Annotated in this window: 16 protein-coding genes and 1 pseudogene; 11 read left to right on the forward strand and 6 right to left on the reverse strand. The window is 61.8% G+C overall.

What is annotated here, in order from left to right:
* Positions 1–99 precede the first annotated feature (99 nt).
* The 3 genes from QF043_RS14835 (at position 100) to QF043_RS14845 (ending at position 4589) form a co-directional block, all read left to right on the forward strand.
* Positions 100–1338 (forward strand): MFS transporter, encoded by a 1239-nt coding sequence (locus QF043_RS14835; RefSeq protein ID WP_056859894.1) that lies wholly within the window; start codon positions 100–102, stop codon positions 1336–1338.
* Positions 1339–1480: 142 nt separating this feature from the next.
* Positions 1481–3067 (forward strand): ABC-F family ATPase, encoded by a 1587-nt coding sequence (locus QF043_RS14840; RefSeq protein WP_074854431.1) that lies wholly within the window; start codon positions 1481–1483, stop codon positions 3065–3067.
* 346 nt (positions 3068–3413) lie between these two features.
* Entirely contained in the window at positions 3414–4589 is a 1176-nt protein-coding gene (locus QF043_RS14845; protein ID WP_307419111.1) for an MFS transporter, read from the forward strand.
* On the opposite strand, the gene QF043_RS14850 is transcribed toward QF043_RS14845, so the two are convergent.
* From QF043_RS14850 to QF043_RS14860, 3 genes and pseudogenes are all read right to left on the reverse strand, one after another.
* Positions 4583–5620 (reverse strand): dienelactone hydrolase, encoded by a 1038-nt coding sequence (locus QF043_RS14850; RefSeq protein ID WP_307419112.1) that lies wholly within the window; start codon positions 5618–5620, stop codon positions 4583–4585. The genes QF043_RS14845 and QF043_RS14850 overlap by 7 nt on opposite strands.
* Before the next feature lie 241 nt (positions 5621–5861).
* A pseudogene (locus tag QF043_RS14855) lies at positions 5862–6474 on the reverse strand (FMN-dependent NADH-azoreductase).
* A gap of 130 nt (positions 6475–6604) precedes the next feature.
* Entirely contained in the window at positions 6605–7531 is a 927-nt protein-coding gene (locus QF043_RS14860) for an AraC family transcriptional regulator (RefSeq protein WP_307419113.1), read from the reverse strand.
* Between the two features lie 157 nt (positions 7532–7688).
* Between QF043_RS14860 and QF043_RS14865 the strand changes: the two genes are divergently transcribed.
* The 3 genes from QF043_RS14865 to QF043_RS14875 all read left to right on the forward strand — a co-directional run bounded on the left by QF043_RS14865 (position 7689) and on the right by QF043_RS14875 (position 10442).
* Positions 7689–9068, forward strand: a complete 1380-nt coding sequence (locus tag QF043_RS14865; protein WP_307419114.1) for an NAD-dependent succinate-semialdehyde dehydrogenase — start codon at positions 7689–7691, stop codon at positions 9066–9068.
* Positions 9069–9180: 112 nt separating this feature from the next.
* A complete protein-coding gene (locus QF043_RS14870; protein WP_307421399.1) occupies positions 9181–10089 on the forward strand; it encodes a LysR substrate-binding domain-containing protein in 909 nt (302 codons plus the stop codon).
* Positions 10086–10442, forward strand: coding sequence for an MmcQ/YjbR family DNA-binding protein (locus QF043_RS14875; protein ID WP_307419115.1), 357 nt, complete (start codon positions 10086–10088; stop codon positions 10440–10442). The genes QF043_RS14870 and QF043_RS14875 overlap by 4 nt, the downstream gene beginning before the upstream one ends.
* Here the strand turns inward: QF043_RS14875 and QF043_RS14880 are convergent.
* Together QF043_RS14880 and QF043_RS14885 are read right to left on the reverse strand one after the other, a co-directional pair.
* Positions 10431–10814: a DUF1294 domain-containing protein gene (locus tag QF043_RS14880; RefSeq protein ID WP_307419116.1), complete on the reverse strand. Its 384-nt coding sequence runs from the start codon at positions 10812–10814 to the stop codon at positions 10431–10433. The genes QF043_RS14875 and QF043_RS14880 overlap by 12 nt on opposite strands.
* Entirely contained in the window at positions 10811–11641 is an 831-nt protein-coding gene (locus QF043_RS14885) for an undecaprenyl-diphosphate phosphatase (RefSeq protein ID WP_307419117.1), read from the reverse strand. The genes QF043_RS14880 and QF043_RS14885 overlap by 4 nt, the downstream gene beginning before the upstream one ends.
* 224 nt (positions 11642–11865) lie before the next feature.
* On the opposite strand from QF043_RS14885, the gene QF043_RS14890 reads away from it, so the two are divergent.
* The 4 genes from QF043_RS14890 (at position 11866) to QF043_RS14905 (ending at position 15842) form a co-directional block, all read left to right on the forward strand.
* On the forward strand, positions 11866–13500 hold the full coding sequence (locus QF043_RS14890) for a methyl-accepting chemotaxis protein (RefSeq protein ID WP_307419118.1): 1635 nt from the start codon (positions 11866–11868) through the stop codon (positions 13498–13500).
* A gap of 118 nt (positions 13501–13618) precedes the next feature.
* Positions 13619–14182 carry a nicotinamide riboside transporter PnuC gene (gene pnuC / locus QF043_RS14895; RefSeq protein WP_056859884.1) on the forward strand — a complete coding sequence of 188 codons (564 nt, stop codon included), beginning with the start codon at positions 13619–13621 and terminating at the stop codon, positions 14180–14182.
* Positions 14179–14724, forward strand: coding sequence for an AAA family ATPase (locus QF043_RS14900; protein ID WP_307421401.1), 546 nt, complete (start codon positions 14179–14181; stop codon positions 14722–14724). Before pnuC ends, QF043_RS14900 begins: the two co-directional genes overlap by 4 nt.
* On the forward strand, positions 14721–15842 hold the full coding sequence (locus tag QF043_RS14905; RefSeq protein WP_307419119.1) for an NAD(P)/FAD-dependent oxidoreductase: 1122 nt from the start codon (positions 14721–14723) through the stop codon (positions 15840–15842). The genes QF043_RS14900 and QF043_RS14905 overlap by 4 nt, the downstream gene beginning before the upstream one ends.
* Here QF043_RS14905 and ggt read toward each other — a convergent pair.
* Entirely contained in the window at positions 15836–17560 is a 1725-nt protein-coding gene (gene ggt, locus QF043_RS14910) for a gamma-glutamyltransferase (protein ID WP_307419120.1), read from the reverse strand. The two genes, QF043_RS14905 and ggt, sit on opposite strands and share 7 nt — an antisense overlap.
* A 159-nt stretch (positions 17561–17719) precedes the next feature.
* On the opposite strand from ggt, the gene QF043_RS14915 reads away from it, so the two are divergent.
* Positions 17720–18367, forward strand: a complete 648-nt coding sequence (locus QF043_RS14915) for a TetR/AcrR family transcriptional regulator (protein ID WP_307419121.1) — start codon at positions 17720–17722, stop codon at positions 18365–18367.
* Positions 18368–18883: the final 516 nt, after the last annotated feature.

Here is an 18883-nt window from a genome sequence, read left to right on the forward strand (position 1 = left end):
AGATAAAACCCTCAGCAGCCGCGAAACTTCTGTTCAGGCCCATGGGTCACTAACCCAACGAGTGTCCAGCCCCTGAACACCCTTTGCGAAGACAACGCCGTGGCCAATCACTCTGACCTGCGTAATACCTTGTCCCTGGACAGCCTCAACTTTTTCCTGGCGGATGTGCGCGACGGCCTCGGGCCCTACCTGGCGATTTACCTGCTGGCCGTGCACCAATGGGACCCGGCCAGCATCGGCGTGGTCATGACCCTGGCCGGCATCGCCGCATTGGTCACCCAAGGCCCGGCGGGCGCGCTGATCGACCGCACACGCAGCAAGCGCGCCGTGATCGCCGTGGCTGCGATCCTGGTGACCGCCAGTTGCCTGCTGCTGCCGTTTGTCAGCACCTTCAGTTGGGTGGCCCTGACCCAGGCTGCCAGCGCCGTGGCCGCCTCGGTGTTTGCCCCGGCCATATCCGCCATTTCCCTCGGGATTACCGGACCACGCGCCTTCACCCGGCGTACGGGGCGCAATGAAACCTTCAACCACGCCGGCAATGCCGTGGCCGCGCTGCTGGCCGGCGGCCTGGCGTACCTGTATGGCCCGGTGGTGGTGTTTTACCTGATGGCCTTTATGGCGCTGGCCAGTATCGTGGCCGTGAGCTGCGTGTCGGCCAAGGCGATTGACCATGAAGTCGCCAGGGGCTTTGACCCGGCCCACCACAGCGATCACGAACAACCGTCCGGCGTGAAAGTGCTGCTGGCCAACCGGCCGCTACTGATATTCGCCATCTGCTGCGCCCTCTTCCACCTGGCTAATGCGGCGATGCTGCCGTTGGTCAGCCAGAAGCTCGCGCAGATCAACCTGCAGATGGCCACGCCGCTGACCTCGGCGTGCATCGTCGCCGCGCAGTTGGTGATGGTGCCGATGGCCTGGCTGGTCGGGCTCAAGGCCGATGTGTGGGGGCGCAAACCGTTGCTGCTCGCAGGTTTCCTGATCCTGCCGCTGCGCGGCGTGCTCTACACCTTGTCCAGTGACCCGTACTGGCTGGTGGCGGTGCAGATGCTCGACGGCATCGGCGCGGGGATCTTTGGCGCACTGTTCCCGGTGATCGTCAAGGACCTGACCCAGGGCACCGGGCGTTTTAATGTGAGCCTTGGCGCGCTGTCGACGGTGTTTGGCCTGGGTGCGGCGTTGAGTAGCAGCCTCGCCGGTTTCGTGGTGCAACAGGCCGGCTACAACGCGGCATTCCTGACCCTGGCCGGCGTGGCCGCCGTGGCCTTGGCGCTGTTATGGCTGGCGATGCCGGAGACTCTGGAGAAACCATCGTTCGCCTGCCATACAACTGTCGCCTGACATATGCGACAATGCGCGCCAAATTCCAACACACAGCCAAAATATTCTGCTCAGCGACCGGGTTTCGCGCCTTGATGTCGCTGTTGACGCATGCCTGAAGGCTCCTGCCGCCACGCTCGCAACTCATTGATAGGTAAAGTAATTGATCTCCACAGCTAACATCACCATGCAGTTCGGCGCCAAGCCGCTCTTCGAGAACGTCTCGGTCAAATTCGGCGCCGGCAACCGTTATGGTTTGATCGGTGCCAACGGTTGCGGCAAGTCGACCTTCATGAAAATCCTCGGCGGCGACCTCGAGCCGTCCGGCGGCCAGGTCATGCTGGAGCCAAACGTGCGCCTGGGTAAACTGCGCCAGGACCAGTTCGCCTACGAAGAATTCACCGTACTCGACACCGTGATCATGGGCCACGAAGAGCTGTGGCGGGTCAAGGCTGAGCGTGACCGCATCTACTCGCTGCCGGAAATGAGCGAAGAAGACGGCATGGCGGTCGCCGAGCTGGAAACCGAATTTGCCGAGATGGACGGCTACACCGCCGAGTCCCGCGCCGGTGAACTGCTGCTGGGCCTGGGTATCCCGCTGGAACAACACTTCGGCCCGATGAGCGAAGTCTCCCCCGGCTGGAAACTGCGCGTGTTGCTGGCCCAGGCGCTGTTCTCCGACCCTGAAGTGCTGTTGCTCGACGAACCGACCAACCACTTGGACATCAACACCATCCGCTGGCTGGAAAACATCCTGACCCAGCGTTCCAGCCTGATGATCATCATCTCTCACGACCGTCACTTCCTGAACAGCGTGTGCACCCACATGGCTGACCTGGACTACGGCGAGCTGCGCCTGTTCCCGGGCAACTACGACGAGTACATGACCGTGGCGACCCAGTCCCGCGAGCAACTGCTGTCGGACAACGCCAAGAAGAAAGCGCAGATCTCCGAACTGCAATCCTTCGTCAGCCGCTTCTCGGCCAACGCCTCGAAAGCCAAGCAAGCCACGTCCCGTGCCAAGGCGATCGACAAGATCCAGCTGGCCGAGGTCAAGCCATCGAGCCGTGTGAGCCCGTTCATCCGTTTCGAGCAGAACAAGAAGCTGCACCGCCAGGCTGTGATGGTCGAAAAAATGGCCAAGGGCTTCGACGGCAAGCCGCTGTTCAAAGACTTCAGCTTCCAGGTTGAAGCCGGCGAGCGCGTGGCGATCATCGGCCCGAACGGTATCGGCAAGACCACCCTGCTGCGCACCCTGGTCAACGAACTGACCCCGGACGCCGGCAGCATCAAGTGGACCGACGCTGCGGAGCTGGGCTACTACGCCCAGGACCACGCCCATGACTTCGAAGACGACGTGACCCTGTTCGACTGGATGGGCCAGTGGACCCAAGGCGAGCAAATGATCCGTGGCACCCTGGGCCGCATGCTGTTCTCCAACGACGAGATCCAGAAGTCGGTGAAGGTGATTTCCGGTGGTGAGCAAGGCCGCATGCTGTTCGGCAAGCTGATCCTGCAAAAGCCCAACGTGCTGATCATGGACGAACCGACCAACCACTTGGACATGGAATCCATCGAAGCGCTGAACCTGGCGCTGGAAAACTACCCGGGCACGCTGATCTTCGTCAGCCACGACCGTGAGTTCGTATCGTCCCTGGCCACCCGCATCATCGAGTTGAGCGCCACCGGCGTGATCGACTTCAGCGGCACCTACGACGACTACCTGCGCAGCCAAGGCGTGGTGTTCTAAGCACCCGCTGTGGCAAGCCGGCTTACTGTTGCAGACCCGCTTCCTGTGGCAGGCCGGCTTGTTGTGGCGAGCAGGCTTGCCCTGCGCTGGGCTGCGAAGCGGCCCTAAAACCAAACACCGCGTTTTGCCTGCCTGGCAGAACGCGGTGTTTTTTATTGGGGCTGCTGCGCAGCCCAACGCAGGGCAAGCCTGCTCGCCACAACAAGCCGGTTCACCACAGCAAGCCTGCTGGCCACCATGAAGCCCTCGCCCCAGGCGGCCTCCTCAGCAAAACCCGTTAGCCAGCTTCCTTTTCCCCCACGCCCTTGCCATCATGCCCTCACCGCCCGCCCGCGAATGAGTGACCATGCCTGCCGCCGCCCCCAGCTCCCTGTCGATCACCCTGCAGATCGTCTCCATTGTCTTCTACACCTTTATCGCCTTTATCTGCATCGGCCTGCCGATCGCGGTGATCCCAGGCTATGTGCATGAACAACTGGGCTTCAGCGCCGTAGTTGCCGGGGTCACCATCGGCGCGCAATACCTGGCCACCCTGCTCAGCCGCCCGATGGCCGGGCGCATGTCGGATAACGTCGGCACCAAACGCGCGATTGTGCTGGGGTTGGCGGGTATTCTGGTCAGCGGCGTGCTGACGTTTTTCGCGACACTGGTTGAAAGCATGCCCGCCCTGAGCCTGGGCATTCTGATCGTCGGCCGCCTATTGCTCGGCGTGGCCCAAGGCCTGATCGGCGTTGGCACCATCAGCTGGTGCATGGGCGCGGTCGGCGCCGAACACACGGCGCGCTCAATCTCCTGGAACGGTATCGCCTCCTACGGCGCCATTGCCATAGGCGCGCCGCTGGGCGTGGTGATGGTTGCCGACTACGGCTACACCAGCCTGGGTATCGCGCTGTCGGTGCTGGCTGCGGTGGGCTTGGTGTTGATCCGTAATAAACCCTCGGTGCCGGTGGTGCGTGGCGAGCGGCTGCCTTTCTGGGCGGTGTTCGGGCGCATTGCGCCGTTTGGTGCCAGCCTGTGCCTGGCGTCGATCGGCTACGGCACGCTGACCACCTTTATCACCCTGTATTACCTCAACCGTGGCTGGGCCGGTGCGGCGTACTGCCTGACGGTGTTCGGCCTGTGTTTTATCCTCTCGCGCCTGGTGTTTATCTCGGCCATCAGCCGCTTCGGCGGGTTCAGTGCGGCGATTGCCTGCATGACCATCGAAACCGTCGGCCTGACCCTGTTGTGGCTGGCGCCGTCCACCGGTGTGGCGCTGATCGGCGCCGGGCTCACCGGCTTCGGTTTGTCGCTGGTGTACCCGGCGCTCGGCGTGGAGGCCATCAAGCAAGTGCCCAACAGCAGCCGTGGCGCGGGGCTGAGTGCGTATGCGGTGTTTTTTGACCTGGCCCTGGCGATTGCCGGGCCATTGATGGGCGCCGTGGCACTGAACCTCGGCTATGGCTGGATCTTCTTCTGCGCTGCGCTGCTGTCGGTCACGGCCCTGTGCCTGACCGTGCAGCTCAAGCGCCGCGCTTATTGATCAGCGGTCTGCAAACCGGCGCGGGTCGACTGACCCAGGGTGTGCATGAAGAAGCGCCCCGCCTCCGAGATCAGGTCGCGGTGGATGCCTTCGCGGTCGACACCGTCGGCATCCGTGCAAATCGCCGGCATGGCCAGCAGTTGGTCACTGTCACACGGCGCCATGAACACAAAGTGCCCGGCCCCGGCCAATAGTTTGAAATCCGGCGGTTGCGGCAGTTTGCGCGCCAGGGCGGCAGCGTTCTTGTCCACGGCCACCAGCTTGTCGCCGTCGCCGCTGTAGAGCAGCACCGGCAGATGCACATCAGCCAGGGTGTGGCGGCCGAACATCAGGCTCAGCGGCGCCATCAGCATCAAGGCATGAATACGTGGGTCGGCTTGCGGCTGCAGGTCTTCGCGGTCGACCACCAGCTCACCTTTGGTGGTGCAAGCGTCGCGGTCTTCCGGGCGCTCCTGGCAATAACGGCGCAGACGGTCGAAGTCCGGCTTGGCCCCTGCCAGGATCAGCGCGGTTTCACCGCCGGCTGAGTAACCGATAACGCCCACCTGGTCGATATTGACGAACGGCGACAGCATCGTATCCCCGAGCGTGGCGGTAATGGCTGCGGAAATCTGGATCGGCCGCCCGTACAGGTTGCTCACCGTGCCCAGGCGGCTGTGATCCTTGTAGTTGTCGCCAGGGTGCAAAACGGCCACCACCACAAACCCCTTGCGCGCCAGCGAAGTGGCCAGGTCGTGCAGCGCCAGCGGTGTACCGGTGTTGCCGTGGGACAGCATCAGCATCGGGAAACGCCCGATAGCGACTTTGGAATCCTGGGTGGCCGCGACGTGGTAAGGGCCCAATTGCGTGGAATGTTCATCGTCGGTGGACGGGTAGAACGCGATGGCATTCATCGGCTGCTGATCCAGCGGGTCGAGAAAACTCATGCGATGAAAGCCCACACTCCAATGCGGGTGCGGCGCCGGGGCGGCGTGCACTGAAATCAGGCCGCCGAACAGGGAAAGAACCAAAACAGCACAAAGACGCATCATGGGGATGTCCACCTTTGCTGCGCGACCACGTTCAACACCCGCGGCATGTCGGTTTGAAAAGTCCATGGGCCAAGGCACTCGCTCCGGGTGGTAAACCCATGCGTGCATAACCTGGGCCAAAGTAATGACAGCGGGCAAACGAAAAAACTCCGTACTCCGGTCGCGTTCAGGCGATCAGAATACAGAGTTTAGGCGCCCCGGTTCAGATTGGAACCGAACAGAGGCGAACTTTACACAAGCCTTACGCGGCGGCGAACAATTGTTCGTTGATCACCACGTTGGCGTCGCTCAAGGCCTTGCTGCGAACTTCTTCACCGTAGGCCAGGCCTTGGGCGCGGACAAATTCGATATCCGTGATGCCGAGGAAGCCAAATACCAGTTTCAAGTAGTCCTCGTGGCCCACATTGCTTGCCTGGCCAGCGTGCAGACCGCCAGCGGTGGAAACAATGATCAGCTTCTTGCCGCCGCACAGGCCTTCAGGGCCGGCTTCGGTGTAACGGAAGGTTTGGCCGGCCACCGCAATACGGTCGATCCATGCCTTGAGCTGGGACGGCACCGAAAAGTTGTACATCGGCGCCACCGATGACGACAGCATCAGCGGCGATGAATTCAGCCAGGGACGTGGCGCTCAGTTCAGCCTCGTGTTTTTGTACGGCGTCGCGCAATTCGGCAGCGGTGCCCAGGGCGCCCAGGGTCAGGCCGGAAAAGTGGCTGATGCCTTCGGCAGCCAAGTCACGATAGGTCACTTCCACACCCGGCTCAGCCGCTTGCCAGGCCTTGACCACACCAGCGCTGAGCTGACGCGAAGCCGAGTTGTCGCCGAGGATGCTGGAATCGATATGCAACAGTTTCATGCGGGTTCTCCAAGTGAGGATCGCGGCTGGGCGATCGAATGAGGTTAATCCTACACATGAACCCAATGGTCGATTAGACGGCACAAATGTGATTATTCGTCCTGCCAGCAGGACAATCAGCGCAACACAGTCAATGCGACGACACATAAATAGACGCCGACGCGGGCGCCGGCAGCGCGTAAGTGCGCTTCATCCACTGAATCTCTTGCTGGGGCGTGCGCCCGAACAAGCGCTTGAACTCTCGGCTGAACTGCGAAGCGCTTTCATAGCCCACCTGGACGCTCGCCGTGGCGGCGCTGATGTCGTTGCGCAGCATCAACAAGCGCGCCTGGTGCAGGCGTGTGGACTTGAGGTATTGCATCGGCGAGGTGTCGGTGACGGTGCGAAAGTGCGCATGAAAACTCGGCACGCTCATCATCGCCTCCTGCGCCAGCACTTCCACGTCCAGGTGCTGGTGGTAAAACCCATGAATCTTGCGAATCGCCCGCGCCACCTTGCCGAACTGGCCCTGGCGGTTAAGCGCGGCACGCATCGAACCGCCCTGCTCGCCCGTGAGGATGCGGTAGTAAAGCTCGCGCATCAGCGTCGGGCCGAGGATCTGCGCATCCATGGGTGTGCTCATGGCCTCAAGAAAGCGCAGCAGTGATTCGCTGAGTTGCTCATCCATCGGCGATGAATACATGCCTCGGGGTTTGGCCTCGACCAACCCCGGAAAGTCATCCAATGCCAGCATCAGTTCGGCGGCCAGGGTGAAATCCAGCCGCAGGTACACCGCCAGCATGGGTTCCTCTGCGCTGGCCTCGGTCTCCATGGTGAACGGCACCGGCACCGACACCACCAGGTAATGCTGGGCGTCGTACAGGTAAATCTCTTCGCCCAGATAACCGCGCTTGCGCCCCTGGCAGACCATCACAATGCCTGGGTCATAGAGCACTGGAACGCGGTGCAAGGGCTGATTCGAACGCAGGAAGCGCACGTCATCCAAAACGCTCAGGTTATAGCCTTCGACAGGCGCCAAGCGGCCCATCAGCTCGATGATTCGTTGGGTGCGGCCCATGGCTCGTGGCTCCTGACGAAAACAGCACGGTACTGCGCAAAAACCGTCATGGCTACGCGCTCATAGGAATAGGCAATCAGCACATTGGAATGGATATTCGCTCAAGCCGCGGTGTTCCGTAGCCTGAAACAGTACTTTCAGCCTTCGGAGTTTGCCCATGCTTATCGTCTACAACCCCGCCACCGGTGAAGAAATCGGCCGTGTGGCCAAGCACACCCCAGCCCAGGTCAAGGCCGCCGTGGACCGCACCTGCGCCGCCTTTCCCGATTGGTCCGGCAAACTCGCCAGGGAGCGCAGCGACATCCTGCGGCGCTGGCACGACAGCGTTAAGGCCGACAAGGAAGCCTTCGCCGAACTGCTGTGCCGTGAAAACGGCAAGTGCCTGAGCGAAGCCCGAGGTGAAATCGACTACGGCCTGGGCTTTATCGAGTGGTACGCCGAAGAGGCCAAACGCGTCTACGGCGACACCATTCCCACCCACGACCGCAATGCCAATGTCATGGTGACCAAAGAAGCCATTGGCCCGGTCGCGGCTATTACGCCGTGGAACTTTCCGTTCATGATGATCACCCGCAAAGTCGCCACGGCCCTGGCCGCCGGCTGCACCATGGTGATCAAACCCGCCGAAGACACACCGCTCGCCGCCCTCAAGCTGCTGGACTACGCACGCAAGGCCGGTATCGAAGCCGGCGTGCTTGAAGTGGTGGTGGGTGACCCGCAGGAAATCGGCCGGATCTTTACCGGCGACCCACGCATCCGCAAGATCTCGTTTACCGGCTCCACCGGCGTGGGCAAATTGCTCGCAGCGCAGTGCGCGGCAACCGTCAAGAAGATGACCCTGGAACTGGGCGGCAACGCGCCGTTTATTGTGTTTGCGGACGCCAACCTGGATGCGGCGGTACAAGGGCTGGTCAGCGCCAAACTGCGCAACTCGGGCCAGGTGTGCATCTCGCCGAACCGGATTTTTGTGCAGCACAGCATTCTCGAAGCTTTTATCGAACGCGTGAAGACTGCCGTCGCCAACATCGAGGTTGACCAGGGCTTGCGCGAAGGCTTTGTGGTCGGGCCGTTGGTCAATCAACTGGGTTTTGACAAAGTCGTGCGTCTGGTCGAGGACGCCAAGGCGGCGGGCGCCAAGGTGCTGATGGGCGGCAAACCCCACGCCAAGGGCGGGTTGTTCTATGAACCGACGGTATTGACCGGCTTGCAGGACGACTCACCACTGGCTACCGAAGAGATCTTCGGCCCAGTGTTCGCCCTCTACTCGTTCAAGGACGAAGAAGAAGTCATCGCCCGCGCCAACCAGACCGAGTTCGGCCTGGTGGCCTATGCCTACACCCGCGCACTGGGCCGGTCGTTGCGCCTGTCTCGTCAATTGGAGGCTGGCATGGTGATCCTCAACTCGGGCTCAGTGGGCACGGCGTCGGTTCCGTTTGGTGGCATCAAGCAGTCCGGCTACGGGCGTGAAGGCAGCTATTACGGGATCGAGGAGTACGTGCATGTGAAGTATGTGTTGATGGCGGGGGCGCAGTTCTAAGCCCTCTCACCCTCCAAAAGCCAGTGCCTGCAAGGTGCTGGCTTTTTTTAGGCTGGATTTGCGCACGCCAGACGCGGATAGTTCGTCCCACTGACAGGACAATAGGTTGACCATGCAAGACCTCAACGACCTTTACTATTTCGCCAAAGTCGTCGAAGCCGGCGGCTTTGCGGCGGCCGGCCGGCTGCTGGGGATTCCCAAGTCACGGCTGTCGCGGCGTATAGCCGAGCTGGAAGAACGCCTCGGCGCCCGCCTGTTGCAGCGCACCACACGGCAATTGACCCTCACCGCCGTCGGCGAGCGCTACCTGCGCCATTGCCAGGCGATGCTGCTGGAAGCGGAAATGGCCGACGAGGCCGTGGCCAGCATGTCCAGCGAACCGCGCGGGCGCCTGCGGGTGAGTTGCCCGGTGGGCATGGCCCAACACATGTTGCCGGGCATGGTTGCCGGTTTTCTCGCCGCACACCCACTGGTGCAGCTGGAGATGACCCTGGTCAACCGACGCGTCGACCTGGTGGCCGAAGGTATCGACGTGGCCCTGCGCGTACGCGAACTGGGCGATGAAGACCCGTTGCTGGTGACCAAGCGCCTGCGCCAGGCCCAGACAGTCTTGGTGGCCAGCCCGCAGTTCCTGCAAGGCCGGCAAATCAATACCCCGGACGATCTCAAGCAATTGCCGGTACTCGCCGCGCTGGAGGCTGACCGGCTGGTGCACCTGCGCTTGATTGACCCGCAGGGCAATACCGAAGATTTATCCATGGAAGCGCGCCTGGGCATCGATGATTTCATCGTGCGCAAAGCCTGCGCCTTGCAAGGCCTGGGCTTTACCCTGCTGCCGATGATGTATTGCGAAGAAGAACTGGCCAGCGGCCAATTGGTGCAGCTGCTGCCGCAATGGTCCTCGCCGGGCGGCTGGCTGCAGGCGGTCTACCCGCACCGCCGTGGTGTTTTACCGGCGATTCGGGCCTGGATCGACTATCTGGAAGAAGCCTTCAAGGGTTGCGGAGACCGTTTGCTATGAAGATGAGCGAAGCACAAGTCGCGGCGTTCTGCCTGGGCCTGCCCGGCGCGCGGGAAGACTACAAATGGGGCGGCGTGCGCGTGTTCTCGATTGCCGGCAACAAGATGTTCGCCCTGCAGAACCTGCGCGGTGACTCGCTGGCGTTCAAGGTCGACAAGGCACTGTTCCTCGGCCATGTGGACCGCCCCGGCATTCACCCGGCGCCCTACCTGGCGCGGGCGCAGTGGGTGATCATGAACACGCCCTACCCGCTGGGCGCCGAGGAACTGCGTGGCCTGTTGCAGCGCTCGCACCAGCTGGTGGTGAGCAAGCTGCCCAAGCGCACACAGATTGGCTTGTTGCTAGAGGACTGACAGCAGCGTGCCGCCGAGGAACAACTGGTCGAGCCAGAACACCTCGTGCAACAACACAATCACCCAGAACAGCACCTGATACGACACCTTGCGCGTCTTGTGGCGAAACACCTGTTGGGCAATCAACGCCCCCGGCCAACCACCGGCCAGTTCCACGGCATGCAGGATATTTTCGCGCACGCGCGGGCCTTCGGCCTGGGCCTTGCGTTTGTCGCCCCAGTACAGGAAAAACGCCACCACACTGACCACGCCATAGGCGGCCAGCGGAATCAGCGTTTCGCCGCGATACCACAGCAGCGCCGAGCCGATCAGCGGCGCGACGCACAACAACAGAAAAATCAGCGCCTTCAGGCGCGGGTATTGAATGCTCATGGCTTGACCGCCGTCCAGTCGATCCAGCCAAACTGCCAGGTGGCCAAAATCACCAGGCCGAACGCGATCCGATACCAGGCAAACGCCGCGTAACTGTGGTTGGCGATGAACTTGAGCAACGCCTTGACCGCGATCATCGCGAAGATGAACGAGGTGACAAAGCCGATCGCAAACACCGGCAAGTCATCGGGCTGGAACAGGTGACGGTATTTATAGCCCGAATACACCGCCGCGCCGACCATGGTGGGCATGGCCAGGAAGAACGAGAACTCGGTGGCGGTTTTACGCGACAGGCCGAACAACAGGCCGCCGATAATGGTCGCGCCGGAGCGCGAAGTGCCCGGAATCATGGCCAGGCACTGGGCCGCGCCGACCTTGAGCGCGTCTTTCCAGGTGATCTCATCCACCGTTTCAGCGTGCACTGCATGTTGGCGACGCTCGGCCCACAGCATGATCACCCCGCCCACCACCAACGCGGTGGCCACCGTGATCGGGTTAAACAGGTAATGCTTGATCAGGTCGGCAAAAATCACCCCCAACACCACCGCCGGCAGCACTGCGATGATCAGGTTGACGGTGAAGCGCTGGGCCTTGGGCTGGGTCGGCAAGCCCATCACCACGTCGAGGATCTTGCGCCGAAACTCCCAGACCACCGCGAGGATCGCGCCCAGTTGAATGATGATGTTGAACGCTTCAAAGCGTTCGCCGCCGAAGCCGATCAGGTCGGCGACGATGATCTGGTGCCCGGTGCTGGAGATCGGCAGGAACTCGGTCAGCCCCTCCACCACGCCAAGAATCAATGCCTGTATGGCGGTCCAAAAATCCATGTATCCCCCAAAGGTCATGCGCTGCGGCACGCCTTGTCTGTCTTTTTAATGTTCACTGACCACGTGCAATCGTGATGCGCTGCGGATTTTCACCAGCCGTGCGCAAAAATTTCGTGAAAAATCAGGGAGTACTCAGGTTTTTAGATTCCTGGCCGAAAGCCTATCAGACACGCTGGAATTGTCGATGCAGCACACAACTATAAAAAGCACGGAGTGACAGGACGATGAACAGTTTGCGCAGCATGTCGATCAGCCGCCGTCTTTGGCTGATCCTGATAGTCGCCGTGTTGATGCTGCTGACCCTCGGGTTGCTGATGCTCAAGCAGATCCATGACGACCTCTACCAGGCCAAACGCCAGCAGACTCAGCACGTGGTGCAGACCGCCAGCGGCGTGCTGGCTTACTATCAGAACCTTGAAAAAACCGGCGTACTCACCCGCGAGGCCGCGCAACAGCAAGCCCTCAGCGCAGTGCGTGGGCTGCGCTACGACCACGATGATTACTTCTGGATCAACGACCTGACGCCCGTGATGATCATGCACGCGGCCAACCCCAAGCTCGACGGCCAGAACCTCTCGGCCATCCGCGACCCGGACGGTTTTGCGGTGTTCAATGAATTTGTGCTCCTGGCCAAGGCCAAGGGCGCCGGCATCGTCAACTATCGCTGGCCCAAACCAGGCGCCGACGCGCCGGTGGAGAAAACCTCGTACATCCAACTGTTCGAGCCGTGGGGCTGGATTATCGGTTCCGGCGTGTACGTGGATGATGTGCAGGCTGAATTCAACGGCCAGGTTTGGAAAGCTTCGTTGATCGGCCTGGGCATTGCGCTGGTGATGGCGCTGCTGGTGATCCTGATCGCGCGCAGCATCGTGCACCCATTGCAGGCGGCAGTGAACGCCATGGGCAATATTGCCAGCGGCGAAAGCGACCTGACCCGCACCCTCGACACCCACGGGCGCGACGAGGTCACTCAACTGTCGCAGCACTTCAATAGCTTCACCGCCAAGCTGCGCCAGGTGGTCGGCCAATTGCAGGTGTGCGCCAACGCGCTGGGCCAGTCGTCCACGGAGCTGGGCACCAATGCCAGCCAGGCCCACGACCGCAGCCAGCAACAGTCCCAGCAGATGGAGCTGGTGGCCACGGCGATCAATGAAGTGACCTATGGCGTGCAGGACGTGGCAAAAAACGCCGAGCATGCCGCCAGCGAAATGCGCGACGCCCAGGCTCAGGCACAGCAGGGCCAGGTGAATATCGACGGCAGCCTGCAACAGATCGACCAGCTCTCCAGCACCATCAGCCAGGCCGTGGAGGTGATCCGCACGCTCTCCAGTGAAAGCACCCAGATTGGTGGCGTGCTGGAAGTGATCCGTTCAATTGCCGACCAGACCAACTTGCTCGCGCTCAATGCCGCCATCGAGGCGGCGCGTGCCGGTGAGCAGGGCCGTGGGTTTGCCGTGGTTGCCGATGAAGTGCGATTGCTGGCCCAGCGCACGCAAAAATCCACCGCCGAAATCCAGGTGATGATCGAGCGCCTGCAAGGTCACTCGGAAGCGGCGGTCAAAGTGATCAGCGACAGCCACAGCGCCTCGCAATTGACCATCGAACAAGCTGGCCAGGCGGGGGCGAGCCTCACCGCCATCGGCCAGGCGTTGCGTAACCTCAACGGGCTGAATGCCTCGATTGCCAGCGCGACCTTGCAACAGGCGCATGTGGTGGAGGACATCAACCAGAACGTCACCCAGGCGGCGGGTTTGTCCCACAGCACCGCGCTGGCGGCGGAGCAGTCCAGCGTGGCGAGTGCGCATTTGCGCGGGTTGAGTGAGCAGCTTGAGGGGCTGTTGCGCCAGTTCAAGATCTGAGGCCGGCGCTGGGCTTGTGTGGGAGCCAGCTCCCACAGAAAGCATTTTCATGCTCGTTCCTACGACCCACCATCTTGGTTACAATCACCGCCCTCACCCACTCTCCCAAGGAACCGCCATGTCCGGGCTTGAACTGTTCGCCGCCGCCCTGGGGGTGATCGCTGTCTGGCTGACGGTCAAACAAAACCCTTGGTGCTGGCCCATCGGCCTGGTGATGGTGCTGCTCTACACCTGGGTGTTCTTCGACGTAAAACTCTACTCCGACATGCTCCTGCAAGTGGTCTACGCCGGCCTGCAACTCTATGGGTGGTGGCAATGGACCCGCGCCGGTGAGGTCAAGCAGGGCCGCCAGGTCACGAGCCTGGGCTGGCCCGCGATCATGGTCAGCCTTGCCGTCGGCGCCGTGTTCAGCGCGCTGCTTGGCGCCGCCATGGCCCACTGGACCGATGCCGCGCAACCCTGGCTGGACGCCGCCCTCACCGGTTTCAGCCTGGTGGCGCAAATGTGGATGGCGCAAAAACGCGTGCAATGCTGGGCGCTGTGGATCGCCGTGGACGTGATCTTCGTCGGCCTGTTTCTCTACAAAGGCCTGTACCTCACCGCCGCGCTGTATGCACTGTTCACCGTGATCGCCGTGCAGGGCTGGCGTGAATGGCGCGCCGACCCGGCGTTGCACGCATGAAAGTGGTGGTACTGGCCGGCCCCGAATCCAGCGGCAAAAGCTGGCTGGCCGCGCAACTGCACGCCCGCTTCGGTGGGCTGATGGTGGGTGAATACGTGCGCTTTTTCATCGACCATCACCAGCGCGACACCACCCTGGCAGACATCCCGGCCATCGCCCGTGGCCAATTGGCCTGGGAAGACGCTGCCCGCGCCGAGCAGCCTCACCTGCTGATCCTCGACACGCACCTGCTGACCAACAAGCTCTGGAGCCAGACCCTGTTCGGTGATTACCCGGCGTGGCTGGATGACGAGCTGCTGGCCCGCCATTACGACCTGCACTTGCTGCTGTCCCCCGAGGACGTGGAATGGAGCGCCGACGGCCAGCGCTGCCAGCCGGAACTGGCGGATCGACGGGTGTTTTTCCAGGGCAGCCTGGACTGGATCGAACAGCACCACCAACCCGCTCTGGTGATTCGTGGCGACTGGGAAGCGCGACGCACCATAGCCTTTGAGGCGGTCGAGCAACTGCTTGCCCAACCGTGCCGAGGACATCTTGCATGACTAGCTCACTGCGTATCGCCATTGTCGGCGCCGGCCCCGGCGGGCTGACCTTGGCGCGTATTCTCCACCGTCACGGGCTGGACGCCTGCGTGTTCGAACGCGAACGCGGGCCGCTGGAACGCCCCCAGGGCGGCACCCTTGACCTGCATGTCGAATCCGGCCAACTGGCGCTGCAACAGGCCGGGCTGGAAGACGCGTTCCGGCGTATCGCGCGCTACGAGGACCAGGGCACGCGCCTGATGGATCAACACGGCCGCCTGCTGTTCGAAGACCCCACCCCCGATGACGGCGAGCGCCCGGAAGTCGACCGCACCCAATTGCGTCAGATCCTGCTCGACTCACTGCCTGAAGGCTGTGTGCAATGGGGCGTGAACATCAACGACATCCGCCCGGCCGGCGCTGCACGCTGGACCCTGCATCAAGGCGAGATCACCCACGGCCCTTTCGACCTGGTCGTCGGTGCCGATGGTGCCTGGTCCAGACTGCGCCCATTGCTGTCGCCCTACTTGCCGCAGTACAGCGGGCTGACGTTTATCGAATTCGGCATCGACGATGTCGACCGCCAACACCCGCACATTGCCACGCTGGTGGGGCGCGGCAGCCTGCAAGTGCTGGGCGGCGCCAAAGCGATCATCGTGCAGCGCAACGCCAATGCGCATCTGCGCGGTTATGCGATCTTTCGCGTGCCCACCGACTGGGCAGCCGACCACCTCAGCCTGTCCGCACTCAAGGTTCAGTTCGAAGGTTGGCACCCGGACATTCTGGCGCTGTTTGAAGCGGCAAATGAAAGCGTCCTGGCCAGGCACATCCACGCCCTGCCGGTGGGCCATCGCTGGGCCCACCGCCAGGGGTTGACGTTAATTGGCGATGCGGCGCACCTGATGTCGCCGTTTGGCGGCGAAGGCGTGAATGCCGCAATGCTCGATGCGGCCGAACTGGCCCGGCAGTTGCTCAGCACGCCTGACTGCTCAGCCGCCGTACAGGCGTATGAAAACCACATGTTCGAACGGGTGATACCGGCAGCCCAAGGCAGCGCCGAGGGCGCCGCCATCCAGTTATCCCATGACAGCCTGGCGCTGTCCCTGGCCTTCCTGCATCAACACCTCCCACCTCAGTAACCGAGCGACAACCCGGTATTGCGGCGTGGGTCGTTCGCCCCGTAGAAGCGGTTGTTGCCCACCGGCTTGCCCCCCAGCGAAGGCGCGCCCACCAGGATCGCCGCCAAATGGTTGGCATCCTGGGGACCGGCAAACTTGTGGCCCCAGCTTTCGAGAATCTTCTGGGTGTCCGGGCTGACCGCGAAGGTTTCCAGGTTGGTGGTTTCCGGCATCCACTGCTGGTGGAAACGCGGCGCGTCCACGGCTTCCTGGATGTTCATCTTGTAATCGATGACATTGAGGATGGTCAGCAACGTCGCGGTGATAATCCGGCTGCCGCCCGGCGTACCGACCACCATCACTGCCTTGCCATCCTTGGTGACGATGGTCGGGCTCATCGACGACAACGGCGCCTTGCCCGGTGCGATAGCGTTGGCTTCGCCCTGCACCAGCCCGTACATGTTCGGCACGCCGACCTTGACGGTGAAGTCATCCATTTCATCGTTGAGGATCACCCCGGTTTTGCTCGCCATCACGCCGGCACCGAACCAGTCGTTGAGGGTGTAGGTCACGGACACCGCGTTGCCCCACTTGTCGACGATGGAATAGTGGGTGGTGTTGTTGCCTTCATGGGGCGACACGCCCGGCTTGATCGCCTGGGAATCTCCGGCTTTCTGCGGGTCGATGGCGGCACGCAGCTTGGCGGCGTAGTCCTTGTCCAACAGGTGCGCGATGGGGTTCTTGACGAAATCCGGGTCGCCCAGGTAGCTGTTGCGGTCCACGTAGGCGTGACGCATGGCTTCGATCTGGTAGTGCAGGCCCTGGGCCGAGTGATAACCCAGGTCGGCCATCGGGTAGCCTTCGAGGATGTTCATGATCTGGCAGATCACCACACCGCCGGAGCTTGGCGGTGGCGCCGAGACCACGTGGTAGCCACGGTAGTCGCACTCGATGGGCGCCAGTTCGCGGGTCTTGTACTTGTCGAGGTCAGCCTGGGTGATGATGCCCTTGCCGGCCTGGCTGGAATCCACCAGCGCCTTGGCGACCCAACCTTTATAGAAACCGTCGGTGCCCTTGGCGGAGATTTCCTTGAGGGTCTTGGCCAGGTCTTTCTGCACCAGCTTCTGGCCGACCTGCATCGGCTGGCCGTTGTGCAGGAAGATCCCGCGCAGGTCCTTGTCTTTTTCAAACTCGCCGGTAGCGGTGTGCAGCAGGTCGATATCACCCTGCTCCAGTTCAAAGCCGTTTTCGGCCAGTTTGATCGCCGGGGCGATCACCTGTGCGCGCTTGAGGGTGCCGTATTTGTTCAGCGCGGTTTCCATGCCGGACACGGTGCCGGGTACGCCGACGGCCAAGTGGCCCTTGGCGCTGAGGCCGTCGATGACCTTGCCGTCTTTGTCCAGGTACATGTTGGCGGTGGCGGCCAACGGGGCTTTTTCACGGAAGTCGAGGAAGGTCTTGCGCCCGTCTGCCAGTTGCACGGTCATAAAGCCGCCGCCGCCGAGGTTGCCCGCTGCCGGGTACACCACGGCCAGCGCATAGCCCACGGCAACGGCCGCATCCACCGCGTTGCCGCCGGCCTTGAGCACATCCACGCCGACATGAGTGGCCAAATGCTGGGCGGTCACCACCATGCCATTTTCCCCGGCCACGGGGGCCTTTGACGCGGCTTGCACGCCGTTGACCGTCAACACCAGCGCAGTGGCAATCAGGGTACGGCTGAAGGGTTGGTATTTCATCCATGGCTACTCTATTTATTGAGGTGCACCAAAATAGCCCGACTCGAATCCAATCCCCAGCGCAATGGCGTTTTTATTACAGAACTTGTCGGTCATAGAACGGGCACGAAAAAGCCCATGCTATATTTCGCGCCCAGACTGGCGGCAAGGCGCTTTGTGATGGCGATCAAGAAGACCGGGGTTCGAGCGCAACAGGCCGACCAGACACGTGCGCGCATCTTGCAGGCGGCGGTCAAGGTGTTCACCCGCGACGGCTATTCCGGTGGGCGCGTCGACACCATTTCCAAGGCCGCGGACTCCAACGACCGCATGCTTTATTACTATTTCGGCAGCAAGGAACACCTGTTCGTCTGTGTGCTGGAACATGTCTACGAACAGTTCAATAAAGCCGAAAGCACACTCAAGCTGGACCTGGACGACCCGGTGCAAGCCTTGCGTGAACTGGTGGCCTTTATCTGGAGTTACTACGTCAAGCACCCCGAGTTCGTGGCGATCCTGAGCATCGAGAACCTGCACCAGGGCAAACACGCCCGGCAGTCGAGTGAGATGCGCAGGCTGTCGGGCGAAGCGGTTGGCGTGTTGCGCCCGATCATCGAAGCCGGCCAGGCCCAGGGTGTGTTTCGCCAGGACATCGACCTCAAGCACGTGTATTTGATGATTGCCTCGCTGTGCTACTTCTATAACTCCAACCGCCATACCCTCAGTTCGTTCCTCGGTGAAGACCTGGCGGACAAGGAGCAGCAGCAGGATTGGCTGGGGTTTATCAGTGACCTGGTGCTGCGTGGTGTTACACCGATTCCCCGGTAGAAACCGGTTCATCCTGTGGGAGCGGGCTTGCTCGCGAATGCGGTGTATCAGTGACAGATTAATTGACTGACCCACCGCATTCGCGAGCAAGCCCGCTCCCACATTTGGACCGAGTTGCATCAGGTAGAAAGGCTTTTGCTTTGCACTTGATCTGGCTCTTGCTCCAACCACTCAGGTCGGCTCTCAGGCCGCCGTGCTCTGCTTTTGATCTTGCTTTTGATCTGAGGCGCCCCGTCAACCACGCTGGCCGAACGCAGGCTTGAATCCGTGGGTAACTCGGCAGGACGCCGGGTTAGCCGCGCTGGGCCAAGGATGGCCCATCGCGGCGGCCCACGGATTCAAGCCGGAGTGAGGGCATGCCGAGCCTAGGCGAGGCACCAAGTGGTGGGGCACAGACCTTTTGGTTACTTTTGGGGCGTTTGCCAAAAGTGACCCGCTGTAAGAGCGGAACCAATAGCAGCCGTTACCGCAGCAACGGATATGTACACCGACAAACCGCTATCGCAGGCAAGCCAG

The sequence above is a fragment of the Pseudomonas sp. W3I7 genome (assembly GCF_030816095.1).
Taxonomy (GTDB): Bacteria; Pseudomonadota; Gammaproteobacteria; order Pseudomonadales; family Pseudomonadaceae; genus Aquipseudomonas; species Aquipseudomonas salomonii.

Coding starts and splice junctions, on each gene's coding strand:
- QF043_RS14845 (WP_307419111.1), top strand. CDS start 3,414: ATGCCTGCCGCCGCCCCCAGCTCCCTGTCGATCACCCTGCAGATCGTC.
- QF043_RS14850 (WP_307419112.1), bottom strand. CDS start 5,620: ATGATGCGTCTTTGTGCTGTTTTGGTTCTTTCCCTGTTCGGCGGCCTG.
- QF043_RS14860 (WP_307419113.1), bottom strand. CDS start 7,531: ATGGGCCGCACCCAACGAATCATCGAGCTGATGGGCCGCTTGGCGCCT.
- QF043_RS14865 (WP_307419114.1), top strand. CDS start 7,689: ATGCTTATCGTCTACAACCCCGCCACCGGTGAAGAAATCGGCCGTGTG.
- QF043_RS14870 (WP_307421399.1), top strand. CDS start 9,181: ATGCAAGACCTCAACGACCTTTACTATTTCGCCAAAGTCGTCGAAGCC.
- QF043_RS14875 (WP_307419115.1), top strand. CDS start 10,086: ATGAAGATGAGCGAAGCACAAGTCGCGGCGTTCTGCCTGGGCCTGCCC.
- QF043_RS14880 (WP_307419116.1), bottom strand. CDS start 10,814: ATGAGCATTCAATACCCGCGCCTGAAGGCGCTGATTTTTCTGTTGTTG.
- QF043_RS14885 (WP_307419117.1), bottom strand. CDS start 11,641: ATGGATTTTTGGACCGCCATACAGGCATTGATTCTTGGCGTGGTGGAG.
- QF043_RS14890 (WP_307419118.1), top strand. CDS start 11,866: ATGAACAGTTTGCGCAGCATGTCGATCAGCCGCCGTCTTTGGCTGATC.
- pnuC (WP_056859884.1), top strand. CDS start 13,619: ATGTCCGGGCTTGAACTGTTCGCCGCCGCCCTGGGGGTGATCGCTGTC.
- QF043_RS14900 (WP_307421401.1), top strand. CDS start 14,179: ATGAAAGTGGTGGTACTGGCCGGCCCCGAATCCAGCGGCAAAAGCTGG.
- QF043_RS14905 (WP_307419119.1), top strand. CDS start 14,721: ATGACTAGCTCACTGCGTATCGCCATTGTCGGCGCCGGCCCCGGCGGG.
- ggt (WP_307419120.1), bottom strand. CDS start 17,560: ATGAAATACCAACCCTTCAGCCGTACCCTGATTGCCACTGCGCTGGTG.
- QF043_RS14915 (WP_307419121.1), top strand. CDS start 17,720: ATGGCGATCAAGAAGACCGGGGTTCGAGCGCAACAGGCCGACCAGACA.